Source organism: Legionella sp. (genome assembly GCF_965140895.1).
Lineage (GTDB): Bacteria > Pseudomonadota > Gammaproteobacteria > Legionellales > Legionellaceae > Legionella.
In genome coordinates this window covers 32,670-58,819 of sequence record NZ_CBCSKT010000070.1, presented here as the reverse complement: position 1 = coordinate 58,819, position 26,150 = coordinate 32,670, and the positions used below count along the sequence as shown (strand labels likewise).

The window sequence follows — 26,150 nt, the reverse complement described above, 5'->3', positions numbered from 1 at the left end:
GTTTACGGCTGCAAATCAGTTACAAAAATGGAAGATCTGATCCAACGAATACGAAAGTTAATATGGCATTTTCATGATAGAGGGAGCAATTTTTTTGGAAGAAACCATGTTAAGATGAATTCAATCAATTGGATTTTGTGTGTACAAGAACAAAAAACGTCGGGCCTTGGCCCGACCTACTCATAGGGCAGCCAATTCCTACGCAAACTCAGATTTTTCTGAAAATTCTGGTTTACTATCCTTGGGATAGGATTTCACATGCCAGAGAGGCAGCAGCATCAATAATGGAATCAAGCAGCAAACAAACAATGTGAGGAAGAAATTATCCCAGCCGTAATTTTTGATAATTGCACCCAAAGGAGCCCCTGCCAGAACAGCACCTACGCAATAAGCAAAAAAGCCGGCAAAGCCTGTTGCTGTTGCTGCGGCCTTTTTATGTGATAACTCCGCACATGCCATACCAATCATCATTTGCGGTCCAAAGATAAAGAAACCAAAGAAAAAAAGAAACAACGAATCGAGGAAGGGTGTATATCCCTTAGTCAACGCAAATAACAGCAACGTGGCAAATACACCAGCGGTAAAGAGAACATTGATTGGATTACGTTTACCTTGAAATACTTTATCCGAAAGCCAGCCGGCAGCCAAATTTCCAAAAAAACCACCAACTTCAAACCATATGATACAACTACCTGCCGTAATTAAAGAATAATCCTTCACTTCAGTTAAGTACAGCATGCTCCAATCATTAAGTGCAGTTCGGACAATGTAAATAAACACATAGGAAATGGCTAATATCCAAATATATTGATTGCTTAACACATAAGTCCAAAGAATTTCTTTAACTGAGAGTTCTGTTTTTTCTTGAGACTGATTTGATAAACCAGAAGAATCTTCACGATATTGCTCTATCGGAGGTAAACCAAGCGACTGCGGGGTATCTCTTAAACGATTGATTAAAAAAAGACCGCCTAAAATGCAAATGATCCCAGGCACAAACATGCCTGAACGCCAGCCGAAATACTGCGCACACATAGCAACAATCAATGGAATTAATGCACCACCAACATTATGTGATGTATTCCAAATACTCCACCAACGACCACGTTCAGATTGCGAATACCAATGGGTTAACAATTTAGTACACCCAGGCCATCCCCAGCCTTGAAACCAACCATTCAATCCCCAAAAAATAGCGAATAACCACCAGGTGGAGGACAATCCAAATAAAATATTACAAATACCTGTCAAAATTAGCCCAATGGCCATTAAATAACGAGGATTTGACTTATCGCCAAGAATTCCACTCAAAAATTTACTGATGCCATAACTTAAGCTCAAAATGCTGGCAATCAGTCCAAGTTCAGTTTTACTCATCCCCAAGGTGCTTTGTAATGCGGGCATCGCGAAGGTAAAACTTTTTCGCGTAAAATAAAACAAAGCATAGCCTATATACATTGCGTAGAAAGTGCGAATACGCCAATAACGATAGTGCTGTTTAACAATGTTTTTATCCTGAATTTCATCAAGATAAGGAGCAGGTTTTAAAAAATTTAAAAATGACATGATTGTCCATATCATGATAAAAAATAAGATTAGAATGTAACTCGCACAGTATGTCAAATTTTTCTAATGAAAATGATAGCGGCATCATATCTAATGATAATTAATTACAAATTTAAATGGAATTATTGCCAATTTATAAATAAAATAGGCGATTTGCATTAAAAAGGGATTTATAGGAATGAAAGAAATTGTAAGTTTATTAGAACAAGAGCAAATCGATTTTTCTATTCATAAACGTCCGGAAGTCTTAGTGGTTTTAAGAAGGAAATTTCGTACTCAAAAAGATTGGATTATTGAGTCATTCGACCAATATCAATTTACTGAAGAAGAATCGCAAAAAATTCAACAAGCCATTCTAAATGGGGATCTTCGAGTAACAGATCTTCTAGAACGGCCATTTTCCCACCATTTGTGGAGTTTCCTTACTTTTAAATGGGGAGAGATACTTGCGGGTGGAAAAAGATTATCTAAACAAGAGGTCTTACAAATAGCTACCTACTCGAGTAAAGGCCAAGAATTTGCAAGAACCCCCTCTCAAAATAGAGATAGGCTACTAAAAGGCGTGCCATTAGTTATTGGCAAGGTCGTCACCTCCATGGCGCTTTGTATGGTATTTTGCCTGGGATTATTAAGTACTTTAGGCGCCCCTTTTGCCCTTAGCCTCGGCTTAGCGATAGTACTTTCCTGCTGCAACGGAGTAGTTTGTTTATTAAGTCGTGGGCAAGCCATGCTTGATAGTGCTGGCTTTCAACCTAAAAAACAAAAAACGTTTCAGACCCTTGAAGAAAATATAAAAGAAAAAACGATATTAGATAAAGGTCAAAAATTATTTTTTGGTATCGTGACCTTGTTGGCTTGTATTTCTGCAGGTATTTCTGGATATGCTGGTCTGGTAGGGCTTCTCAACTTTTTGGGGGCAGGTGCGCTCACCTCTACCCCTCTAGTTTTGGCAGCTACGATTGGCTTATCGGTGATTGCCGCGATTTCGTTCTATTCGTTTCAAGCGATCGGCATACGTGAAAATTATGCCAAATTTAAAAATCTTTTTATTGAAGCGTATCAAAAACCCTATGGTCTTTGGCGATGTGTTTTATTAGGAGCCGTAAGTACGCTATTTTTAGCTGTTTATGCGACGCTAACTTGGTTTACTACTGTATCAGGGATTAATAAGCTATTCGATGCTATAGGTGCGAATTCCGGTACTTTTTTAGCACATGTTCTTGCTATGATATGCACTTCGACCACCATGGTTGTTAATACTTTTTCACAAGTTTATAAAGTTTTTAACCCGAAAACGTATGTTGATTTAAAAGAAAAATTTGACTCAATATATCAACCACCGGAAGAAAACCTAACTAAAGCACAAAAGATAAAGCATGGAGTCATCAACATTCTCAAGTTATGTGCTTTGATAGGTGATTCTCTTGCTTATTCAGTTGCCGGTGGAATCCGAAGCGGTATTCATGTTGGGGAAACACTGGGAGAAGCAATAGGAGAAAAATTTGCATTAACCGTTACCATGGCAATATTGTCCCCTGTCATTTTAGTATTCGTATCGATAGCATTTACTTGGCCTACCCTTTTTCAAAAAAAATCGACTCAAGATCCTTCACCGATGGAGCCTACTCCAGATACGTTTCCAAATAATCCTCTGTTACCAACAACAGGGAAATCTCCCACATCGAGTAATTCTCAAGTCACGCAAGCTGGACTAAAATTTTTTGATACCGGATTAGTTGAAGAGAGTACTGTTGAGCACAACTATACCCCTACTTTAGAGAGCAACACAGTTTTTACCGCATCGCAATAAATGAGTATTGAAAACCATGGTTATTAAAAGCCAGCGGAGGTCCGGCCTACGCTAGCTTTTATAGAATATAGACTCTTTGCTCTCTTTCACCTTTGTAACGTCCGTTAAAAAGATAGAAGTTCACCATAAAATGCTAAAAAGTTTTTTCAGGAGCTATTTTAACGTGATCAACGAGTGTTTCCATTACTGGATAACACAGCTCGACTACGCTTAAGTATTGAGAACCCATATTACTCCATTAAGATAACTGGCAAACGTGAGCCACAAAAAGTAGGGTATTAATAGCAACCGAAGCTTTCTTTCCTTAATTTTAATAATTAGAAAGGCATTCAAGACAACCATGACTATAATCCATAAAAAACTGAATCCTAACCAATGAAGCTGAAAAAAGAATGGTGTCCATAGCCAATTCATGATGAGTTGTATTAGATACAGATTAAATACCCTTTTAATTTGAGATTGGCTGCGATTTTGCCATAGCCTAAACCCTACTATCGCAAGAAATGCATATAATATTGGCCAGACAATGGAAAAAACCCAGCCCGGGGGAGTTAGAGTTGATTTATGAAGTCCTTCATACCAAAAAGGGATATTCGCTTGCGTTAATAAGCCTAAGAAAAAACCAATTAATTCAAAAGATAAAATCCAAAGAATTAATTTAATCCCGTGTTTTTTGCTCAAAATCGTCGCTCCATATTCGTGTTAACCCCTCGCGGAATGAGGGAAAATGTAAAACAATATTAAATTCCATTTTTATTTTTGCATTAGATACACGGCGATTACTTAAATAAAAGTCCTGTTCCTTTGATGATAACGAAGCATCTTCAAACGAGAGTAAAGGCAAAAGCGGCTGCTTAAGCAAGGAGGATGCATATGCATCAACTACATGAGATGCGGCCGGTTCATCATCAGCTACATTATAGATAGATAAAGGATGTGGATTCTTGATTGAAGCAAGAAGCACAGATGCAATATCGTCAACATGGATACGTGAAAATACCTGCTCTTCTTTATAAATACTGTATTTTTTCCCAGTGTGAATTCGTTCAAGAGGGTTTCTTTCGGGTCCATAAATTCCCGCCAATCTGAAAATGTGCAAAGGAAGCTGGTGGTCTTTTGCATAAGAAAGCCATGAATTTTCTGCTTCCATGCGTAAAATTCCAGATGAACTCAGTGGTCTACAAATACTTTCCTCATCAACCCAATCCCCTTGGTAGTCACCATAGACTCCCGTCGAAGACAGATAACCTAACCATTCAATATGCCCTGCATACCTTCTAATCAATTCTGGGTAAGAAGATAATACGGAATCGCCAAAGCCCGCTGCAGGCGGGACACTAATTAAAATATGGGTCGATTTACTAAGATAATATTCAATATCAGACGCATTAAAATCAATAAGCGTGATTGCTGAAGAATGATTCGTTATTTTTTTTCTTTCTTGGCGTGTCGTTCCAACAACATCAAAACCTTGCGCAACCAGTTGCTGAGCAAACCGAGTGGCCGTGTAGCCAAAACCAAACATAAAAAAAGTAGGCGTCATTTAAATTACTTCCTTTTTAATAAGTAAAGTAACACCACAAAATGGCGTTACTCTACCCATTATTACTTAGAAAACTGAAGAGGTTGCGATTGATTTTTTGAAAGTAGCAATCAAATTTAAATCGTTCGTCTTTGTGGTCATAAAGTTCGGAAGGTAGCCCCTATTTTATTTACTCTTCAAAAAATAAGACTTCGCCAGAGGACACATCGTACAAACCACCTATAATTTTAATGGTTTGTTGCTCCGCAAGCTCATTGATAATATTACTTTTATTTAAAATATTTTGAATGCTATTGTTGATATTAATCTTCGCAACTTCATTGACGTATGCGAGATTACTCCCATTTCGCTTTTCTTTAAATGTTTTTTCTTGCTGGATTGCCGGTTTTATTTTTTCTAAAAGCTGAGTCAAAGAGCCCAACTTAGCATCATCACAAGCCCCTTTTATTGCACCGCAATTAGTATGACCAAGCACGACAATTAATTTAGACCCCGCGGCTTTACAGGCGAATTCTAAACTACCGATAATATCCTCATTTACAATATTACCCGCAATTCTAATGCTAAAAACATCTCCCAGGCCTTGGTCAAAAATCAACTCTGCTGGTGTTCGTGAATCGATACAACTTAAAATTGCGGCAAAAGGGAATTGTCCATCAGCAGTTTCATTCACTTGTTGTAGTAAATTTCGATTAAATCGCAAATTTTGAATAAACCGTTGATTACCCTTGTGCAGCAAATCTATTGCTTGGTCTGGGGTGATATTATGTTGTTCTTTTTTACCAATCGTTTTCATAAATACTCCAATCCAATAACTTAATTATTTATGGTGTTTTTTTTTAATTTCCATTACGTTCTTCTCTATGGTCTTACAGATATCATTCAGAGGTAAATGACTTAACTTCTCAATTGAAAAAGGATTTTGTAGTTCCACACCTATTTGGTCTAATGAAAAAAGAGCGTAGGCTACCAAAGTCACAACCATAGGACTAATATACGGAGAGTAATTAACCAAAGCCGCTGGAAGTATGAGCAAAAACAAAAGAATAAATCGACGTGATTTGATTGCCATCACAAAAGGCATGGGCGTTTTTAATATCCGTTCACACGCGCCTTGGCAATCGATAATTATTTCACGAACCTCTTCTGCTTTCAAAAAAGAAAACTGATTTAATTTGCCACTTTCTTGCAGCTGCGACAATATTGCGGCTTGCTTTGCCGAAATAAAATTAGGTTTGTGTTGCCACTCCTGCAATTCAACATAGGTTTCGTCACATAATAAATGTTTTACGTCCTCTATAGAGGAACTTCCCCGAAGACTATTCTTCATAAGGTAGGGCATTGCGGCAACCAGACCAAGCATTTGCTCTATCTCGCCCTTATTTGCGGGATCTACGTAACTTTTTATGATGATTGCCAAATTTCTACTGCTATTAACCACAGTCCCCCATAGTTTTCTTGCTTCCCACCAGCGGTCGTATCCCGCATTTACACGAAAAACTAAAATTAATCCCATAATTACCCCCGCATACTCAAAGGGGCTTATAGGAAGAGCCAGATCAGGAATAAAAATACTTAGCGTAGAAATAAAACATGCATAAGCAAATACAGCTAAAACCTTTGTAAATACTCTGGGAGTAACCGAACCATGAATAGCAAGCGCACAATCCATAAAATTAGGATATTCATATTGATTTATAATTTTCTTATTTTCTTTCATAATACTTCACATCTAATTTATGCCTACAACTCCTGGTTGTTTCACATAGTTAAAATGGAACATCGATTTAGCAATCGACAATTTTTTATCGTTCAATAAAATGTTCTTATCAGGATGGTATTTCCCTTGCCAATGAGTATGAACCAGAACGAAATGTCATTTAAACTGATAACATAGCTCAAATCCTCTTAGTAAAATGATAAGAGATAAAACCTATATAGGGATTGTTGGTGCTAATTTCAAGATAATTATAGGAAAATCACCAATAAGAGGCTTCTTTTTTAGAATAGAACCAGTCATAAACAGTAGGCCCAGCCTGTTTTAACTCGCTTTTTTATTAATAAGTTGCGTTTGTGTTAATTTTTTTGTTATTAGCAATTTTAGATGACTAGTAACCTAATTTGAAGGTAACATATAATTACATGTTATTTCATAAATTATCCTTAAAGATGTTAGGAGCAACGCTGTTCATGCAAAATGATATTGCTATTTCAATTAACGCACTGCAAAAGATTTATGAAAATGGTTTTAAAGCATTAGAAGATATCAACCTTGATATTCGTCAGGGTGAGATTTTTGCCTTGCTTGGGCCAAATGGTGCGGGCAAAACAACACTAATTAATGCGATTTGCGGTATTGTGCAACCCACTAATGGTACGGTCACCATATCCGGCTATGACAATATCCGCCAATACCGCGAGGCACGTACTGCAGTTGGTTTAGTCCCGCAAGAACTTACAACTGACGCATTTGAAACCGTATGGAATACCGTTAGTTTCAGCCGAGGTTTGTTTGGCAAACCCAAGAATACTTCATATATTGAAGAACTATTAAAGCGTCTCTCGCTTTGGAATAAAAAAGACTCACAGCTTCAACATTTATCCGGTGGGATGAAACGTCGCGTTATGGTCGCCAAAGCGCTATCCCATGAACCACAAATTCTTTTTCTTGATGAGCCGACAGCTGGTGTCGATGTGGAGCTGCGCAAATCCATGTGGGCGCAAGTACGCGCCCTACGCGAAACCGGAATTACCATTATTCTCACCACGCACTATATCGAAGAAGCGCAAATAATGGCTGACCGTGTGGGAATTATTAATAAAGGTAATTTAATTCTCACCGAAGACAAAAACACCTTAATGCATAAAATGGGTAAACGGCAGATGATTTTCGTGTTACGCGAACCATTAGCCAGCATACCTGCAGGCTTAAAAGATTATCCTTTAACGCTAGAGCAAGATGACAATGGTGGCAAATTGATTTTGACTTACGATATTGAAGCGGATAATGATATTTCAGATGTATTAGATAATCTAAAATCAAATGGCATACGCCCCAAGGATATCTATAGTCATCAAAGCAGTTTAGAAGAAATCTTCATTGGATTGTTGGGGGAAAAATGAATCTACGCGGCGTTGGAGCAATTTATAAGTTTGAAATGGCACGCATGTTCCGTACGCTAGGGCAAAGCATAGCCTCTCCCGTTATCTCAACGGTCCTTTATTTTATAGTGTTTGGATCGGCTATTGGTTCACACATGCAAGCAATTAATGACATACCCTATGGTGCATTTATTGTTCCAGGTCTGATTATGCTGACTATTTTAGGCCAAAGTGTGTCCAACGCCTCTTTTGGTATTTATTTTCCACGTTTTACCGGTACCATCTATGAAATTCTTTCAGCCCCTCTTTCTTTTGTCGAAGTCATGTTAGGTTATGTGGGAGCTGCCGCAACCAAATCAGTGATCATAGGGGTGATTGTGCTCGTAACCGCCTGGTTTTTTGTGCCGCTACGGATTGCACATCCACTATGGATGGCCTTCTTTTTAATTATGACCAGTGTGACCTTTAGCCTGCTTGGCTTTATCATTGGCATATGGGCCGATGGCTTTGAGAAATTACAATTAATCCCTCTGCTCATCATTACCCCCCTCACCTTTCTTGGCGGCAGTTTTTACTCCATCCATATGCTCCCCCCGTTCTGGTATCAGATTTCACTGGCCAATCCAGTCGTTTATTTGGTGAGTGGATTTCGTTGGAGCTTTTACGAGCACAGTGATGTGAGTATCACGATTAGCATCACCATGATTCTAACGTTTACCGTACTCTGTCTGGCGATTATTGGTTGGATTTTTAAGACTGGGTATGGATTGAAAAAATAAATATATCGAAAAACAACTTAGCCATGAGGCAACACTGACTTACTAATAATAAACGCTCTACAGTCAAGGATGATGTTTATGAGAACGCTAGTTTCATCACGAGTTTATTACTTTATCCTACCATAGTTGCAGCTCTTGAGATTATTTTTTTTCCTATTAATGACAATTACTTGCGTCAGACTGACCTTACAGGATAAAACAATTAGTGTTACCACCTTATTTGGCTCCCTCTCTGCTTATCTGTTTATCGGTTTAACTTTCGCCTATTTATACTTACTTGTTTATTTAATATATCCCCAAGCAATCTCAGGTTTAGAGCCCTATGCTGACACCAGAGCAATCTATTTCTCATTCATCACCTTAACTACCGTGGGGTATGGTGATGTAGTCGCGATAACCCCTATTATGCAATGCTTGTCTTGGATGGAAGCCTTTTGTGGCCAAGCCTATTTGGCTGTTTTTATTGCTCAACTGGTTGGGAGATATGCGTCTCATTAACATTAAATACCATCGTAGCACTGAGAACTCCCTTCTTTTTTCAACGTGCCCATACACGTTGAAATCTGATCAGAATGAGCGAGTTCAGTACCCTGTACGAATTTTAACTGTGAATGTTTTCTTTTTCTTGTTCAATCCATGCCAAAAAAGCTTCGCGATCTGATTGAGATAAGTTAAAAAATTTATTTTTTATTGTTTCAATTGGTTGATATTGTTTTCTGGAAGCTTTGACATAAGTTTCATTTATATTCATTTTTCCCTGAACCACATTTTCATAAACGTCAGGATCTTTCTTCATTAACTTCAAAAGTTGGCCATCCACTGAGCGCGAATGAGACGGTAAATAGGTAATCGTGTTTTCCTGATACAGCTCAGGATTCGTAGTGTCTTGCTCTCTAAGATCATTATTCAAATCTTTAATAGAGATTTTATTTTCCCTTGCATAGCTCCTAACGGAGTTATCCACCCTACTAAGAACTTCTCCCCAATGAGCCACATGCTGTGTATTTACATTCATAGCAGAGCGCAATAACCATAACATTTCATTGTTGGTAATGCCTAAGCCATCTGATGATTTATCAAGGGCATATTCGCCAAAGTTTTCATAGGGCTTTGTTCTTTTGGTCCAAACTTCTCGTGCAATAATCTGGGATATTACGGAAGGAAGGCGTTGAGAGATAAGTTGATTAAACTCTCCGATATACTGATTAGCTTGCGCATGTAGTTCTTCATCAGAGAGGTTTGAGGTCTCTTCACTTAATGTTTTATTTGATAGTTCGTTTTCTTGCATTGTAAATCCACTTGTTGAGCAATAACCGTTCGGTATTTTAAAGTTACGAAATGGGTATCTTAAGCTGAGCTGCTTATGCCGTTGCCAGATAATCCTTTCCATACTGTTCTAAATAATCATTATAATTACCCAGAAAATCCTGCACCCCGTATTGTTCAGTTAACACAATAATCCGCGTTGCAATGTCATCAATAAAATAACGATTATGACTGACAAATAATACAGTCCCAGGGAACAGTTGAATGGCTTCGATTAAGGCATCGATTGACTCAAGATCTAAATGGTTGGTTGGCTCATCAAAGATTAAAGCATTATGTTTTTCCAAAATTAATTTGGCCATAATTAAGCGAGCGGACTCTCCCCCACTTAATACGCCAATTTTCTTATCAACATCAGCTCCGCGGAATAATACCTGACCAAGTACCTTCCTGATTTCCTGGCTTGGTGCGGCAATGTGATCCTCCATCCACTGCAAAATTGTTTGCTCTGGATTTAGTTGGGTTCGATAATCCTGGGCAAAATAGCCCACTTTTACAGTGTCACTCCATTCAAAATTTCCCTGATCTGCATGCAACTCTTTTAATAAAATTTTTAGAAACGTCGATTTGCCAATCCCATTTGGCCCGATGATGGCGCATTTATCACCCCGTTGAATGGTAAGTGATACATTTTTTAATAATACTCGTTCATCAAATTTTTTGTGCAACTCCTCTACTTTAACGACCACTTTGCCTGAGGATTTCTTTTGTTGGAAATTAAAATAAGGTTTGAAAATATTAGATTCTTTAATCTCAACCAGCTCAATGCGATCGATCATTTTTTGTCGTGAAGCCGCCTGGCTTGCCTTACTTGCTTTTGCGCCAAAGCGATCAACGAAGCCTTGTAATGCATCAATTCGCTTTTCCTGGTTTTTCAACTCGCTTTGTTTCAAACGTAAGCGTTCCTCTTTGGCAAAACAAAATTTGTCATAATTGCCTGGGTAATCCAGGATCGTGTCGTAGTCAATATCAAGAATGTTCGTGGAGGTATTGTTGAGAAAACTTCGGTCGTGCGAAATAAAAATCAATAATCCTTTAAATGAAGTTTTTAAGAACTCTTCCAACCAGGCAATCGAGACAATATCCAAATGGTTAGTTGGTTCATCAAGCAACATGATATCGGGTTGTTGATAAAGAACTTGTGCCAATAGAACCCGTAATTTGTAACCACCTGATAAAGCACTCAAAGGGCCATAATGAAACTTTTCAGCGATGCCTAAACCTAGCAATAAATTTTTTACGGTAGCCTCTGCTTCATAGCCACCTTGATTCATCACTATTTCTTCTAATTCGCTCAAGCGAAAACCGTCTTCTTCAGTAAAGGTTTCTTTAGAATATAAGCTCTCTTTTTCAGTAAGCGCATCCCACAAAACAGGATTTCCGCGAATAACCACATCAACAAGGCGATCTTGCTCATAACGGAAGTGATCTTGCTTCAAAATGCCTATTTTATGAATTTTTGCTTTTTCAACTGAGCCATGTGATGCTTGTTCCTCGCCGGCTAATATTTTTAAAAAAGTAGACTTTCCTGTACCATTAGCACCGACTATACCATAACGTTGCGTAGGCAATAAGATCAAATCTACATTTTGGAATAACGATTTTGGTCCAAACAGCATACTTAAACTTTTTACATCTAACATTAACCCAGCCTCTCAAAAATACAGTGTACACAATTAAATCTATTTGTGCTTTTTGTGCAATTTTAACATTATTTGTGACAATTAGCATGCAACTTAACATTTTTAGATTACTTAAATTGGCTATTGAACTGATAAATATCCAATTCCCCAAAACAAATTGATTTAATATTGAACTAAAAAATGTTAATCTATGCCCTTCTTATACGACATAAGTGCCTTCAATGATCCAATCTGAACTCCCTGTATTCTCTCAGTTACCGCTGCGCGAAGAACTATTACAAAGTCTTAATTCGTTAAATTACGAAAATATGACCCCCATCCAAATGCAAAGTCTGCCCATAATCCTTAACAATGAAGATATTATTGCTCAGGCAAAAACCGGCAGTGGCAAAACTGCGACTTTTGGTTTGTCCCTGTTAAATAATTTAAAAATTTCGTTTTTTGGTGCGCAAGCATTAGTTCTTTGCCCGACTCGGGAATTAGCAGAACAGGTTAGCCAGGCAATTCGTCGCTTAGCCTGTTTGATGCCTAATGTTAAAATTATTAATTTGTCCGGCGGTATACCGATGAAACCACAGCTGGATTCATTAAGGCATGGGGCTCATATTATTGTTGGAACACCAGGTCGAGTTCTTAAGCATTTAAAAGGTGGTTCCTTAGACTTAAGCCAGCTAAAAACTTTAGTTTTAGATGAAGCCGATAGAATGCTTGATATGGGATTTCTTGATGACATCACCAGTATCATTGCCGCAACGCCCAAACAACGCCAAACTCTACTGTTTTCTGCGACCTATCCTGAGGAAATCAAACAACTGTCAAAGCAGTTTATGAAGAACCCCAAAGAGGTCCATGTAGAAACCCAGCATGATGAAATTGATATCGAACAACGTTTTTATGAAGTAGCCAAACAAACTCAAAAGTTTCCCATATTAAAATCATTACTGCTACATCATCAGCCCGCTTCGACGCTGATCTTCTGCAATACCAAACAACAAACAACTGACGTGACCGACCAACTTATTCATGAAGGCTTTAGTGCGATTGCTTTAAATGGCGATATGGAGCAGGTAGATCGTGATCTAGCGGTTTTACGTTTTGCCAACCAAAGTTGTTCTATTCTGGTTGCAACCGATGTCGCTGCTCGTGGTCTTGATATAAAGGAGCTTCCTGCGGTTATTAATTTTGATCTTGCCTTTGAGCATGATGTGCATATTCATCGTATTGGTCGAACCGGGCGAGCTGGTAATAAAGGTATTGCCTTAAGTATTACTACACCTTCAGATGCACAACGACTGTGTGCTATTGAAGAGAACCAGCCCACCCCTATTGTCTGGGGAAACACAAATGAGTTTGCCAACAGCAATGCTACTCGATTAGTACCAGAAATGGTTACCTTATGTCTTGCCTCCGGTAAGAAAGATAAAATCCGCCCCGGAGATATTCTTGGGGCTTTAACGAAGGATGCGGGATTAGCTGGAGACACCATCGGCAAAATTAACGTCACGGCTCTGTACTCCTATGTTGCCATCCACCGTAACCATGCTGACAAAGCCTATCGTTATTTACAAAATGGTAAATTGAAAGGACGCAAGGTTCATGTTCGTAAAATAAGTTAAACAACGAGCGTAGCCTTGATGCAACGCAATCAAGGCTACGACAACTTACTCACTAATCAGCTCAGTAAATAATTTATTCAGTAATCATATAGCGAAAGGTATGTCTGACACCATGTACAATTGCTACCATCGATTAATACAAACACAGCCTTAACACAGCGTAATAAAAGCTACGTTTTATTTTGAACAGCGAAAGCATTCAGTTACGTGATCATCCACCATGCCAATTGCTTGCATGTAAGCATAGATAATGGTAGAGCCTACGAAACTCATGCCTCGTTTCTTTAAATCCCTGGATAAGATATCGGATTCAGGAGTTGATGCTGGGACTTCCTTTAAAGATTTTGGACTGTTGATTTTGGGAGCATAGTTAACAAATCGCCAGACATAGTCATCAAAGGAGCCAAACTCCTTTTGAATTGCTAGAAATGCTTGGGCATTTTTGCGTACAGAAAATACTTTGAGGCGATTGCGGATGATGTTTGAATCAGCCAATAGTGCCTCCAGCTCATCATCAGTCATTTGTATTACCGCATTAGGATCGAATTGCTTAAAGGCCTGGCGATAGGCATCTCGTCGTTTTAAAATCGTTTCCCATGAGAGACCGGCTTGGGCTCCTTCCAGGGTTAACATTTCGAAATGTTTCAGATCATCATGTATGGGAACCCCCCATTCCATATCGTGGTACTCTACATAATGAGGTTTGTTTTCGTCTACCCAGCCGCAGCGTTTCATTATTTTTCCTATTAAATATAATTTTGCGATAATACAATATTTCGCACCGCATCCGAACTAATATCTATTATGTCTAAATTACCCATCACTTTACGCAAACTCACAGAAACAGATCTTATTGAGTGTGTTGCACTGATTCAAAAAACGGTCCATCGCATTAATGCGAAAGATTACTCAGCCGTGTTGAAATTCGCGAGGCGAGAGCACTAAGCCTATTTAAGGAGTGAGGCTTATTTCAGAAGAAATACCAGGCATGGAGTAGAAAAACTGTTCTACTTTATTCTTTATATAATCTAGTGTTTCTGAACGAATACGTGCATTTGTTTCTGTAAACACACGCTCCCCCATAACGATTAAATCGTTACTCCTCAATGTCAACTCAGTTTTATAGGTAGCATCCTTAAGATGGTAGTCCGGTCCCAAAACTTCAAGCCAAGTAATCTCATCATGATATTCACATACCATTTCCGCCCAGAAATCCAGAATGTATTCAGGCTGAGTATGTAATCTAATATAGGTATGGCTTTCCCGAGAGAAAATCGTTTCAATGGATAGATTGATGTCGAATTTTTTAGCCAACAAATAGGCTCCAACTATAGAAAAAAATTCGCAAGTCCCTGTTCCGTATTGCTGGGCCAATTGCAAATAATTTTCATAAATATCCTCCGCTTTCTCCTTATCCTCATTAGGGGCGGAATAAAGCAGATTTTGCGCAAATACGGTTGGTAGTGCGCTTAATTCATTTTTCTGAAAATGAATTGGGAAAAATTTGCCCTGATTCTTTAAAGCATGGCATAAATTATTAGCCTTTTGGACTCGCGGTGTGTTACAGGGGCCATATAAAAGAATTTGTTTTACCTCTGCATTAATTTCAAGAAACAATTTATAGAGAAACTCAAATTTTTCCTCATCGGGCATGCGGGCAAATAAAGAACAAATGGACGACATAATAAATAACTAACTTAAAATTTACTCATTCTATACCAATAAATCAAATTGTTCAAACTTTAACTTAACAGATGATTAATCCATCGCATTAACATCTCATTTAGTTTTGGGTTCATGAGCTAATTTAATTGTTACTTCACACGGTTATTAAGTATTTTCTTAGCGGTGTCGTAGCCTTTTTCTTTAAGCTCTTTGATTGTTTTTCTGGAAAAATCAGAATCCCATGAATACAGTCCTTCTTTTTCGGTTTGCAGCATAATTCTGGTAACAGACAGCACGCCGGGGTCGCCCATTATTTGAATAAATATAGGTAATTCAGTAATTTCCTTAATCGCCTCAGCATCGCAATAGGCCAAAATAAGCTCTATAAGCTTTTTATAATCACCGATTAGATCTTGAGTGCGGAAATCTTTTCTCATCTTTTCAGCAAATAAAATCTCATTTTTTCTGGAAAGCACTTCAATTATATTTTTCGGAAGACTTCTTTTTTTGGGATACACATCAACCACATAAACTTTTTTACTGCTCCAGCCACAAATTTCAAGAGCAGAATCAAGAGGGGTATTCGTAACAATCCCTCCATCCCAGTAATGTTTTCCACTAACAGTTGTCCATGGAAATGCCGGAGGCAAACTTCCACTGGCGATAATATGCTCGGGGGTAAAGTCATCGGTATAACTATCAAACGTTTCAAATTCAGAGGTTTCTACGTTCACCGCCATCACGAGTAAACGAACTGGACTCTTTTTTAGCTTTTTAAAATCGATATATTTATAAAGCAGTTTTTTTATCGGAGCGGTGTCATAAAAACTAGTACAATGCGCAGAAAGCTCGTTTAGATTCATAAAAGGAGCAAGCCATCGCGGATGGAAAAAATTTGGTGAGCCCCAAATAATAGCTTGCAAATACGATAAAAATCGTCTTGATTGCTCATCAAAAATTTCAGGGGTCTCTAAGGCAAGATCATTCCAAAATGCCTCTAATGCTGCTGTAGCATTGCGTGGATTCCCTGCAATAATCGCGGCATTAAATGCACCTATGGATATACCCGCCACAATGTCAGGGTAAATTTCCACCTCTTCCATTGCCTTGATAACCCCACATTCAAAAGCACCAAATGCACCACCACCTTGAAGCGCAATCAGTGTTTGGGCTGCCAGAGGTTCAAGTGGAAACGAGAGATCAATAAGTTGCTCTTTAACTTGCTTTAGGTCAGTGTGATTTTCAATAAGCGATTCGGCAGCTTTAATTTCAGTCGTAGGACGTCCAATTAAAATGGCTCCTTGAAGTGTATTATTTTTTAAATAAAGATTAGCGAAGTTCTTCTCTTTAGGAAAACCTCTTATTAAAAGTTCGGTAGCCTCACTTGCATCACCAATAATGATAATTGCGGTGCCAAAGGCATAGAAAAATAAATAGGATGCGGTGCGGTTGTAGTGCCTGGCACCTGACATATTCGCTGCGGCGATTTTTCCTTGCTTAATTGCGGTATCACCGTATCGCGTTTTACGAAATTTTTCGAAAATCGGATCATAAAATGTAACCACATCACCAGCCGCATAAACATCAGGTATATTGGTTTGCATATACTGATTCACTAAAATGCTATGATCAGTATCAAGCTCAATGCCACTATCATTAATAAAGTCTGTATTAGGCTTTAAGCCCATGTCGACAATGATAAAATCGCAAGAGACACTTTTTCCTGTGTTCGTTTTTACTGCTTGAACTCGGCTGTTGCCCTCAATTTTTGTAATTTTTCCACCGAGGATAACGTCTACGCCATTGTTGATAAGAAAATGAGCTATCTCCGTACAAACGTTGAAATTTCCTGTATCAAATTCTGGAGTAATAACAGTTACCTTGATGCCTTTTTGGCTTAAAGTAGATGCAAGCTCAATCGTAATATAACTGTCACCATAAATAACGACATTTTTTGCTGCTTGCATCTCATCAATAATTGCTTCAGCATGATCAATTGTTCTTAAATAATGTACTCCCACTAATTTTGCGCCGGGAATATTAATTTTTTTTGGACTACAGCCTGTCGCAATCAGCAGCTTCTTATAGTGAAACGCTCCTGCACGAGCAGTTTTGACGAGTTTATTTTTTGTATCAAGGGTCCGTATATTTGCTTTCAAAATAATTTCGATATCATTTTTTTGATAGTAGTTTTCATCAAATATATATAATTGTTCTTTTCTTTGTTTTCCCAGAAGAAACGCTTTAGGAATTTGCATACGGAAATAAGGAAGAACATCTTCTGTTGAGAGAATGATAATTTTACCTGTTTCTCCTTCCCTTCTAAGAACATTAGCGGCAAAAACGCTTGCTAATCCCCCGCCTAAGAGTAAAAAATCAGCAGATTTGCTCATAACAACTCCTCATCCTGAGACCGAAATATTCAGTGCATAAGAGTAAATTTAGCACAATTCATAATTTAAGATCGGATAAGGTCTCATGTTGTTACTATGAAGGGGATGCGCTTTTCGCCAGCTGGCAAGCTAAAGAAATCAATATAATCCATGCGCCAACTAGTGTACCCTATGGTTATACTTTTCTCGCTCAAGATCCCGATGCGAATCGACTACGGGTTGTGTCTGTTAGATAAATCACCGACTAAATAGGAGTAATACAAATGCCCTCTATACTACCAAGCCTAAAACAGGTAAAGGGTTTTAGAGTAACCGGCCTAAGTACACGAACTCAAAATAAAGATGAGTTTGGGGAGGAAACCGCAAAGCTACCTAATCTCTGGCAACAAGTTCACTCCAGTGGTGTAGCAGCTAATGCAACTATTGTAGCTGTTTATTCGGACTATGAGTCTGATGCCAATGGACTTTACACGGTCACGGTTGGTATTCCCTCCGATGACACACCAGCTCAATTGAATTCGGTTACGATAGAACCGGGGGACTATTTTGTTTTTCAAGGTAAAGGCCCTATGCCAGCCACGGTGGTTGAAACCTGGCAGCGTATTTGGAGTTATTTTGAGAGTAACCCGGAGTATCAGCGTAACTTTATTAGTGATTTTGAAGCATATAAAGGTTCTGATGAGGTAACTATTTATATTGGGGTGAAGTAGCGAATAAATTTTTCTTGCTAAATAATACTCACGAATAACCACGGTTTCACTGCGATATCCATAGATTTGGAGCGAGAAACAAGATTATCACCGCGGTAGTTCGGTTTTCTATAATTCAATTATTTAGTTCGTGCTGGCTACAATGTGTTTTGATAGGGAAAGAGGCCATTAACAAATGGTTTCATCCCTGTCTTTGAGTTACCTGGTCTATAATATAAAACATAGGGAACAAGGAGACACGTTCATGCAAAAGCACCAGGTTATGGGGATAGATAGCCAATCGTTTCATCAAATGAATTATTATGAATGGGGAAATCCGAACAATCCCAAGGTCTTGCTCTGTGTTCATGGTCTATTTCGTAATGCTCGAGATTTTGATGAGCTGGCTCAAGTGCTTTCCTCGCATTATCGCGTTATTTGCCCCGACATGGTAGGGCGTGGCTTAAGCGATAAAGTAATGAATGCCAACGATTATTCTGCTCCAACTTATATTGCAGACATCACCATTTTATTAGCCCAACTGGGTGTCACCGAAATTGATTACCTTGGCACCTCAATGGGGGGAATGATCGGTATGCTCATTGCGGCAATGAACAATTCACCAATTAAAAAACTGGTGCTTAACGACATAGGCCCCTATGTTGACACCCAAGCCCTGCAACGAATTATTGATTATGGGAAAGAAGGCTGCAAACATTCATTTAAAACCCTGGAAGAAGTGGAAACCTATTTTAAAAAAACCTATTCAAGCTTTGCACAATTAAGCCCGGAACAATGGCAACAACTTGCCGTAGCTGGAGTATGGGAAAGTCCCCATAAGCATTATCAATTAGCCTATGATCCTAAAATAATTGATAATGTGATCTTGGCTACCCAAAACAATATTCCTCTATGGGCATTATGGAGCAAGATTCACTGCCCCGTATTATTACTGCATGCCGCATTATCAGATGTTTTATCAGACGATACCGTAGCCCAAATGCAGCAATTACAACCCAGCTTAAAAACCGTAAGAATTCCCGACATTGGTCACCCTGTATCGCTGATGAAACAAGATGAGATTGAGCTAATTAACGATTGGTTAATTGGGCACGAATAATAGCGCCCTTAGCATCCTAACGTGATGGATTTATTTCCTAAATAGCACATCAAATTTTTGTTCGCTGCTAATTCGTTTTAATTAGTATGCACGCTGGCGAAAATTGAGCTAGATATTCACGAATCAAATAATGTTCTTTAATTGAGGGCCGCATCGAAGCAACCCTAATTCTGTTATTAGGGTTGCTTCATCGCAGCGTGCTTATATTTAAGGCCTATTATAAATATTACTGAACAACAATTTGAACGTCTTCAGCGCAAAGTCCCTTTTGCCCGCGTCCATCTTTAAATAGAACAAGCTCTCCTTCTTTCAGCGTTTTAAAACCACTTTCTTGAATAGAGCTAAAGTGCACAAAGTAATCCTTACCCTCACTTTGAATAAATCCAAAGCCTTTGCGCTCATTAAACCATTTAACAGTCCCTTTTATTTTTTCAGACATAACTATTATCCCTTAATTAAACAATACTAAAATACTGGTGCAATTTTTGTTGAAAATCTATTAAGGTTTTCCTTGTCTGAGGGATGGATGAAACCAGCGTAGGAATCGTAGCCTGTATTACGTTACACTAACACGGCTACAGTTGTTGTTACATTTTGGGACTACTATAAGTCGCAGCTACATCATCTTTTTTATTACTTAGCTCGTTGAATAAGGACTCGTGCTCTTTGGCCCAAAAACACAAAGCCTCCTCCAGCAATTGCGTGCGTTCATGCTCGTCACTACGTCCTAATGCAGTGACTAATGCATCAAGCTGCTCATACGCGGCACGAGATACTTCCTTAATTTTCACTAAATTAAGTACCCCTTCACCTCGTTTGGTAACCGGCAAAGATAGGTTTTTCAGATAAGTACAGAATTGGCTAATGTATTCAGCAATATCTTGTAGGTTTTCAGCGTCCATTGTTTTCAATACAACTACTAATTCCCCAGTCTGCTCCTGAAATGCATAAGCGTCATTTTTTAGTTTGAGGCGTCGTTTGAATGTAGGTATCATCGCCACAGCATGCCCGACAAAAAAACCAACCGCAGCGCCCCCTGCACCTCTTAATGCCGAAGAGCACTGCTCATCCTCACACGTATTCGCAGCAACCGCGGCACAGAGTACCGTAGCCGTTAAAAGACTCGCGCGAATAGCTAATTCCCGCCAGCTGTAATATGTCCATAACCCCCACAATGAATTTTTAGTCCTTTGTACTGCTAATCCCCCAATGTTATAAAAATCCACCAAACCTCCTGTTGCATTGGTTATTGCTCCAGCAAAATCACTCATAAATAGTCCATTGATTAATAAAGGGAATGCGCATTGTAATTTATTTTTTAACCAAATCCATACAAACTAGAACAAGTTTACTTAACAAAAGTTCCTTCTCACATTTTCTTAAATTTAAGATACAATTTTTGTAGTGTCAGGATGAAAAACATTTATGATTACCTTGATTAAGGAAAAGAAAAGCGATGATAAAACTCTACCAATTTCCACCCCAATGGTCCTTACCCAATCCCAGCCCATTTTGCATGAAACTGGAAACTTATTTACGTATGGTCAAGCTACCTTTTGAAGCCGTGTATGTTATAAACCCAGCCAAAGGCCCCAAGAAAAAACTCCCTACCATTAATGATGAAGGTAAGATACTTGGCGATAGTGGTTTCATCATTAGCTATCTAAAAGAAAAATATGGCGACCCACTCGATAGCCACCTATCAAGCGAACAAAAGGCCCAAGCTTTGGCAATACAACGTTTACTTGAAGAGCATTTATATTGGATTATGGTGTACTCCCGCTGGATAGATGAGCATTATTGGCCAATTACTCGAGATACATTTTTTAGCCATTTGAAACAACCCCTGCGTGCGATTATCCCCTTGATTCTGCAAAAAAAAGTTCGTGGCGATCTCTATAAACAAGGAATTGGCAGACACAGTGCGGCAGAGGTTTATCAATTAGGTATTGAGGATCTAACCGTACTAAGTACTGTCTTAAAATCTTCGGCATTTTTGCTAGGTGATGAGCCAAGCAGTATCGATGCCAGTGCTTATGCCTTTCTTGCCAATATTTTGCACGTACCGATTACCTCCCCACTACAGGATTATGCTAAGACCCAATCTCAGTTTATTGACTATTGCGAACGAATGAAACAACGTTTTTACCCTAAATAATTCACAAAAAAATCGCTTGGAGTAAGGCTTCAAGTGATTTTTTACCCTTCTCATCTCTACTGAGCATTTTCAATTCAAATCACTCTGTGTTAAAATAATACCCAATTTGATCTATATTTAAATTTCCAACAGGATTTTAATTGCACTCTCTTTTTGACATTAACGCGACTAATTTGAATAAGCAGTTTAATATGCAAACACTACCGCCAACATTCAGTCAGTTTTTGGCTCAGGCCGATAGCGAGTATCGCAAAAAACTATCGTCTATTCCTCTTTTTAATATCGAGAAAACAGGGGCTTGGGAGGATAATCAAAAACGTTTATTTGCCGCTATTTTTTATCATTTAAGAGGCCATTTTATTAATTTCATGTGGTTTATCGCCAATTTCTCCGCTGACTCGCTATCGAAATCAATTATCTTAGATAACATTCATGAAGAATTTGGCACTGGAAATAAACTTTCTCATGAACAGCTTTATGCTAATTTTGCGCAAGAATATAGTGTTGATATTCACGATGAAATTGTCAATGAAACCCATTATCGACCTTTTGCCAAAGAATTTAACAAAGGGCATCTGGCTTGGCTAGCAGCACATGACACGGAAGCTCAAATCGCTGCATTTGCCGCTTACGAACGCCTTGATAATATCGATTACATCTATCTGAGTGAATGCGCCTCATCAATGAACACGTCCTCTCAAGGGATGATGTTTTTCAAAGTTCATACCCACGTAGAACATTTTAGTTCCGTTATTAAAAAGCTAGAACCAATCTGGGAAAACACTAGCGATAAAATAAAAAAGGCTTTTGAGTTTATTTATTCACATCAAATTCAAATGTGGCAAAAATTATCCGATGAAATTTTTGCACTGACATCAATACAAAGGGGTGGCTAATTGATACTGTATTTTTTAAAAAAAGGAATGGTTACTGTTTACAATTATCTGATGGAAAAAACCATTGAAGCCAGCCATCAAATCACCCTATTTGGTATTGTAATGATGATCAACTTCCCTCTTTTTGGAATTCTATGGAAATTACATAATTTTCAGGTAAATAAGGAATTTTTCCTCAGATTAATCGCAACCATTCTTTGTGCCTTATTAGCGCTACATCGATTTTGGTCTCCTAAGTTCTTAAGAGTTCTCCCTTTTCTCTGGTATCTGAGCTTACTCTTTTGCCTGCCCTTCTTTTTCACGTACCTAACTTTATTAAATGATGGGGCAACCTTATGGTTAATGAATTGCATGTCCGCAACCTTTTTCCTATTTCTGGTGACTAATGCCTTAGATTCCTTAATATTGCTTATTTTAGGCAGCAGCCTGGCCTATTTTTCCTATGTTCATGGTGCCGATAAAATAATTAAGTATGTCCCCGGTGATGTATCCCTTTTTGGCTTGGGAATTACCTTTGCCGCAGCGATTATCATCGGAGCCCTTTTTGCCCGAGATCGAGAACTCCTTTATAGTGCTAAAATTTCTGGTATGCGTTTACTCGCTGGGAGCTTAGCGCATGACTTGCGAACGCCGCTATCCAGTATTTACCTGCAGGCCAAAATGCAAAAATCACTGGTTGCAATCCTGCCTGGCGCTCAGGAAGTGAAGCAGAATTTAAACGAAAGCATTGCAAAAATTGAACGTGGTATTGAGAGCGTGAATCAACTCATTAGTACCCAATTAAATAACATCCGTCACGATAAGTTTGATACCTGCAAATTTGGGTTTTACTCCATCAATGAACTCTTAAAACATTCCCTGGAAGATTATCCTTTTAAAAAGGATCAGCATAAGCTCATCGACCTCCTTATCGAATGCGATTTTGTAATCTGGATTGAAAAAATCGCCTTTAGAAATCTAATCTGGAACTTACTGAACAATAGCTTTGATTTTATTGAAAAAGAAGGCAAGGGCGAGGTGCTAATTAGTATGGCTGAAGGACAAGAAAAAGATAATTTTAATTATTTGCATATTAAAGATACCGCCCTAGGCATTTCTACAGAAAAAGCCAAGCTGATTTTTGAGCCCTTTTACTCTGAAAGACAAGGTGGAACAGGCATTGGCTTAGCTTATTGCAAATTACTCATGAAGGCTGCTGGAGGCTCAATTTCCTGCCAAGGAAAACTAGGTGAGTACACCCATTTCACCATTAAATTTCCCAAAATAGACTAGGGGAAGTCAAAATAAAGATCAAATGCCCCCAAATTAACCACATACACAGTTAAGGCTGCGCCAAGCAAAGGGTAAACTAAACATCAACTTCCACTCTCGAGTTAATAAATAAAAAATTTGTAAACTGTATTATTTAAAAAGTAGATGCTTTAAACTAAATTTTTCTAACGATGGTGGATAGTTAACAACATATGGTTTTAAAAGAGATAGATTACTCAAGGATTGTTCAAGCCGCAGGTTCTGTTAAAAAGAAAGGAAAAGTCCCTTCCATGACGAATGTCTGTGAAGAGCTAGGAATGATTTCGCCACACCCCAGTTTACCTGCACTTTTAGAACAATGGTTTCATACTCAACCTGAGTTTCAACGCTCAATTCCGGCCCCACTTTCAGAAAATATTAATATAAAAGCAGTTAATCTTTTTGAAAAAAATATTGAATTAGAAAAATCACTCTCTCTGCTTCGCGCCACTCTTGAGTCAACCGCCGATGGTATCATGATGGTCAATGGCCAAGGTAAGGTTGTCGATTGGAATCAAAAATTCGTAGAAATGTGGCGTATCCCCACCTTAATGTTAGAGGTTGGCACTGAAAGCATTAGTTTTGAATACATTCTAAAACAATTAATTAACCCCGAAGGTTTAATCTCCGATGTCAATTTTCTTTACGAAAACCCAGGCTGGCAGGGTGAATTACCTATATTACATTTTAAAGATGGGCGTATTTTCGAGCGTTATACCCAACCACAACGGGTAGGCATTGAGATTGTCGGGCGTGTATATAGTTTTAGAGACGTCACCAAAAGATTAATGCATGAAGATGAGCTGCGTATTCGTGAACGTGCGATTGAAGCAAGCACTCATGGGGTGGCCATCCTCGATATTAACAAACCGAATCGGCCTATCATCTACGTTAATAAAGCGATTGAGCGGATTACGGGCTATACCGAAGAACAGCTTTTAGGCCAAGATCTTACCTTCTTGCATGCAAATAAAACGCAGCATGTGAACCACAAACGCATTATCTTAGCGATAAAAGAATTACGTGAGGAAACGGTTGAACTTGAGAGTTATCAACAAAATGGTGACGTTTTTTGGTGCGAAATCAGTGTAGCACCAGTACGCGATTCATTTGACAAAGTGAAACATTATATCTGCCTTATCAACGATATTACGGAACGCCGTAAGATGGAAGAGCAGCTGCTCAAACAGGCAACACATGACTCCCTAACTGAATTACCGAATCGAGTGCTTTTAATCGACCGTGTTGATCAGGCGATTTTACAAGCGAAAAAGAAAGATTCCATGTTAGCCTTTTTATTCCTGGATTTGGATCATTTCAAATTAACCAACGATACCTTAGGGCATAGCATGGGCGACCGGCTTTTGCAGGCGGTATCGAACCGATTACTCCTGGCAACCAACGATATTGATACCGTCAGCCGTCTCGGTGGAGATGAGTTTGTTATTTTACTGCAAGACATCCATACAGAACAACAAGCACACCAAATTGCCGACAAGATACTCAACTCCTTAGCCCAGCCCTTTCCAATTGATGAACATCATTTAAAAATAACTGGCAGCATCGGCATTAGCTATTTTCCCAAGGACGGTAATGATTATGAATCATTGATGAAAAGTGCCGATTTATCGATGTATCATGCCAAAGACAGTGGACGTAATACTTACCATAATTATGACAAGGAAATGAATACGCACATTGTTAATCGCATGCAAATAAACAATGCCTTACGTGATTCACTGCAAAACAATGAATTTCATTTACTCTATCAACCCTTAATCAATTTATCAGAAAATAAATTGATTGGCTTCGAAGCTTTATTACGTTGGAATAGCCACATCTTAGGTACAGTTCCCCCGAATGATTTTATTGGTATTGCTGAAGAAAATGGTTTGATCTTAGAAATTGGCTTGTGGGCGATGGAAGAAGCTTGCAAACAGCTTGTTCGCTGGCATCAACAAGGCTATTCGCATTTAACCATGGCGGTAAATATTTCTGGCCGGCAATTACGGCAGCCAGGAATGCCAGAAATGATTGGCAAAATTCTTCACGAAACTGGCTTATCACCTAAATTTCTTGAGTTAGAACTGACTGAAAGCCTCTTGGTGGATAATATAAAGCATGCGGTTGATGCGATGTATGAACTCAAGGATATGGGAATTAAAGTGGTGATTGATGATTTTGGTACTGGTTATTCGAGTTTGGCCTACCTGAAACAATTTCCCGTAGATAAATTAAAAATTGACCGCTCATTTATTAGCGAATTAGTGGATAAAGAAAATGACGCTGCGATTGCCCGCGCGATCATTAACTTATCCCACAGCCTAAATCTGGAAGTATTGGCCGAAGGAGTAGAAACTGAAACGCAGCGCGAATTTATTATGACGCATGGCTGTGATTATGCTCAGGGTTATTACTTTTCTCCGCCGCAAAAGGCCAAGGATTTGGGGCAGTTTTTGAACGATTATTTGTAGACCGAATTACCTCGGCTAACCGCGGTAATTCAAGAAGATTCTTTATTAAAAAACTTAAGCGCTTAATTCCACTGCAATCA

Annotated in this window: 23 protein-coding genes; 11 read left to right on the top strand and 12 right to left on the bottom strand. The window is 38.6% G+C overall.

What is annotated here, in order from left to right; all coding sequences use genetic code 11:
• Positions 1 to 198 precede the first annotated feature (198 nt).
• Positions 199 to 1,566, bottom strand: a complete 1,368-nt coding sequence (gene uhpC / locus ACQY7T_RS09070; protein ID WP_428412842.1) for an MFS transporter family glucose-6-phosphate receptor UhpC — start codon at positions 1,564 to 1,566, stop codon at positions 199 to 201.
• Positions 1,567 to 1,744: 178 nt separating this feature from the next.
• Between uhpC and ACQY7T_RS09065 the strand changes: the two genes are divergently transcribed.
• Positions 1,745 to 3,376: a hypothetical protein gene (locus ACQY7T_RS09065; protein ID WP_428412841.1), complete on the top strand. Its 1,632-nt coding sequence runs from the start codon at positions 1,745 to 1,747 to the stop codon at positions 3,374 to 3,376.
• Between the two features lie 210 nt (positions 3,377 to 3,586).
• Here ACQY7T_RS09065 and ACQY7T_RS09060 read toward each other — a convergent pair whose 3' ends face one another.
• The 4 genes from ACQY7T_RS09060 to ACQY7T_RS09045 form a co-directional block, all read right to left on the bottom strand.
• Positions 3,587 to 4,057 (bottom strand): TspO/MBR family protein, encoded by a 471-nt coding sequence (locus ACQY7T_RS09060; RefSeq protein ID WP_428412839.1) that lies wholly within the window; start codon positions 4,055 to 4,057, stop codon positions 3,587 to 3,589.
• On the bottom strand, positions 4,035 to 4,919 hold the full coding sequence (locus tag ACQY7T_RS09055) for an SDR family oxidoreductase (RefSeq protein ID WP_428412838.1): 885 nt from the start codon (positions 4,917 to 4,919) through the stop codon (positions 4,035 to 4,037). The genes ACQY7T_RS09060 and ACQY7T_RS09055 overlap by 23 nt, the downstream gene beginning before the upstream one ends.
• A gap of 169 nt (positions 4,920 to 5,088) precedes the next feature.
• The gene (locus ACQY7T_RS09050; RefSeq protein ID WP_428412837.1) at positions 5,089 to 5,715 is read right to left on the bottom strand and encodes a carbonic anhydrase family protein; all 627 of its coding nucleotides are present in this window, start codon (positions 5,713 to 5,715) and stop codon (positions 5,089 to 5,091) included.
• A gap of 24 nt (positions 5,716 to 5,739) precedes the next feature.
• A complete protein-coding gene (locus ACQY7T_RS09045; RefSeq protein ID WP_428412835.1) occupies positions 5,740 to 6,639 on the bottom strand; it encodes a bestrophin family protein in 900 nt (299 codons plus the stop codon).
• A gap of 470 nt (positions 6,640 to 7,109) precedes the next feature.
• Here ACQY7T_RS09045 and ACQY7T_RS09040 point away from each other — a divergent pair, with 470 nt between their 5' ends.
• The 3 genes from ACQY7T_RS09040 to ACQY7T_RS09030 all read left to right on the top strand — a co-directional run bounded on the left by ACQY7T_RS09040 (position 7,110) and on the right by ACQY7T_RS09030 (position 9,298).
• The gene (locus ACQY7T_RS09040; RefSeq protein WP_428412833.1) at positions 7,110 to 8,042 is read left to right on the top strand and encodes an ABC transporter ATP-binding protein; all 933 of its coding nucleotides are present in this window, start codon (positions 7,110 to 7,112) and stop codon (positions 8,040 to 8,042) included.
• Positions 8,039 to 8,800: an ABC transporter permease gene (locus ACQY7T_RS09035; RefSeq protein WP_428412831.1), complete on the top strand. Its 762-nt coding sequence runs from the start codon at positions 8,039 to 8,041 to the stop codon at positions 8,798 to 8,800. Before ACQY7T_RS09040 ends, ACQY7T_RS09035 begins: the two co-directional genes overlap by 4 nt.
• A gap of 135 nt (positions 8,801 to 8,935) precedes the next feature.
• On the top strand, positions 8,936 to 9,298 hold the full coding sequence (locus ACQY7T_RS09030; protein WP_428412829.1) for an ion channel: 363 nt from the start codon (positions 8,936 to 8,938) through the stop codon (positions 9,296 to 9,298).
• Positions 9,299 to 9,401: 103 nt separating this feature from the next.
• On the opposite strand, the gene ACQY7T_RS09025 is transcribed toward ACQY7T_RS09030, so the two are convergent.
• Entirely contained in the window at positions 9,402 to 10,088 is a 687-nt protein-coding gene (locus ACQY7T_RS09025) for a hypothetical protein (protein WP_428412827.1), read from the bottom strand.
• Positions 10,089 to 10,161: 73 nt separating this feature from the next.
• A complete protein-coding gene (locus tag ACQY7T_RS09020) occupies positions 10,162 to 11,769 on the bottom strand; it encodes an ABC-F family ATP-binding cassette domain-containing protein (RefSeq protein WP_428412826.1) in 1,608 nt (535 codons plus the stop codon).
• A 221-nt stretch (positions 11,770 to 11,990) separates the two neighbouring features.
• Between ACQY7T_RS09020 and dbpA the strand changes: the two genes are divergently transcribed.
• Complete coding sequence (gene dbpA / locus ACQY7T_RS09015; protein WP_428412824.1) at positions 11,991 to 13,385, top strand: ATP-dependent RNA helicase DbpA; 1,395 nt, start codon at positions 11,991 to 11,993, stop codon at positions 13,383 to 13,385.
• 177 nt (positions 13,386 to 13,562) lie between these two features.
• On the opposite strand, the gene ACQY7T_RS09010 is transcribed toward dbpA, so the two are convergent.
• The 3 genes from ACQY7T_RS09010 to ACQY7T_RS09000 all read right to left on the bottom strand — a co-directional run bounded on the left by ACQY7T_RS09010 (position 13,563) and on the right by ACQY7T_RS09000 (position 17,443).
• The gene (locus ACQY7T_RS09010) at positions 13,563 to 14,120 is read right to left on the bottom strand and encodes a DNA-3-methyladenine glycosylase I (RefSeq protein ID WP_428412822.1); all 558 of its coding nucleotides are present in this window, start codon (positions 14,118 to 14,120) and stop codon (positions 13,563 to 13,565) included.
• Positions 14,121 to 14,336: 216 nt separating this feature from the next.
• On the bottom strand, positions 14,337 to 15,068 hold the full coding sequence (locus ACQY7T_RS09005) for a hypothetical protein (protein WP_428412820.1): 732 nt from the start codon (positions 15,066 to 15,068) through the stop codon (positions 14,337 to 14,339).
• Positions 15,069 to 15,199: 131 nt separating this feature from the next.
• Positions 15,200 to 17,443 (bottom strand): FAD-dependent oxidoreductase, encoded by a 2,244-nt coding sequence (locus tag ACQY7T_RS09000; RefSeq protein WP_428412818.1) that lies wholly within the window; start codon positions 17,441 to 17,443, stop codon positions 15,200 to 15,202.
• A gap of 263 nt (positions 17,444 to 17,706) precedes the next feature.
• Here ACQY7T_RS09000 and ACQY7T_RS08995 point away from each other — a divergent pair, with 263 nt between their 5' ends.
• On the top strand, positions 17,707 to 18,153 hold the full coding sequence (locus tag ACQY7T_RS08995; RefSeq protein WP_428412816.1) for a GyrI-like domain-containing protein: 447 nt from the start codon (positions 17,707 to 17,709) through the stop codon (positions 18,151 to 18,153).
• Between the two features lie 244 nt (positions 18,154 to 18,397).
• On the top strand, positions 18,398 to 19,252 hold the full coding sequence (locus ACQY7T_RS08990; RefSeq protein ID WP_428412814.1) for an alpha/beta fold hydrolase: 855 nt from the start codon (positions 18,398 to 18,400) through the stop codon (positions 19,250 to 19,252).
• A 226-nt stretch (positions 19,253 to 19,478) separates the two neighbouring features.
• Here ACQY7T_RS08990 and ACQY7T_RS08985 read toward each other — a convergent pair whose 3' ends face one another.
• Both ACQY7T_RS08985 and ACQY7T_RS08980 read right to left on the bottom strand, forming a co-directional pair.
• The gene (locus tag ACQY7T_RS08985) at positions 19,479 to 19,691 is read right to left on the bottom strand and encodes a cold-shock protein (RefSeq protein ID WP_428412812.1); all 213 of its coding nucleotides are present in this window, start codon (positions 19,689 to 19,691) and stop codon (positions 19,479 to 19,481) included.
• Between the two features lie 148 nt (positions 19,692 to 19,839).
• Positions 19,840 to 20,523 carry a hypothetical protein gene (locus ACQY7T_RS08980; protein WP_428412810.1) on the bottom strand — a complete coding sequence of 228 codons (684 nt, stop codon included), beginning with the start codon at positions 20,521 to 20,523 and terminating at the stop codon, positions 19,840 to 19,842.
• Between the two features lie 185 nt (positions 20,524 to 20,708).
• On the opposite strand from ACQY7T_RS08980, the gene ACQY7T_RS08975 reads away from it, so the two are divergent.
• The 4 genes from ACQY7T_RS08975 (at position 20,709) to ACQY7T_RS08960 (ending at position 26,070) form a co-directional block, all read left to right on the top strand.
• Positions 20,709 to 21,410, top strand: a complete 702-nt coding sequence (locus tag ACQY7T_RS08975) for a glutathione S-transferase family protein (protein ID WP_428412808.1) — start codon at positions 20,709 to 20,711, stop codon at positions 21,408 to 21,410.
• Positions 21,411 to 21,601: 191 nt separating this feature from the next.
• Entirely contained in the window at positions 21,602 to 22,306 is a 705-nt protein-coding gene (locus ACQY7T_RS08970) for an iron-containing redox enzyme family protein (protein WP_428412806.1), read from the top strand.
• Positions 22,307 to 23,578, top strand: coding sequence for a sensor histidine kinase (locus tag ACQY7T_RS08965; protein ID WP_428412804.1), 1,272 nt, complete (start codon positions 22,307 to 22,309; stop codon positions 23,576 to 23,578).
• A 191-nt stretch (positions 23,579 to 23,769) separates the two neighbouring features.
• Positions 23,770 to 26,070 carry an EAL domain-containing protein gene (locus ACQY7T_RS08960; protein ID WP_428412802.1) on the top strand — a complete coding sequence of 767 codons (2,301 nt, stop codon included), beginning with the start codon at positions 23,770 to 23,772 and terminating at the stop codon, positions 26,068 to 26,070.
• Positions 26,071 to 26,150 lie beyond the last annotated feature (80 nt).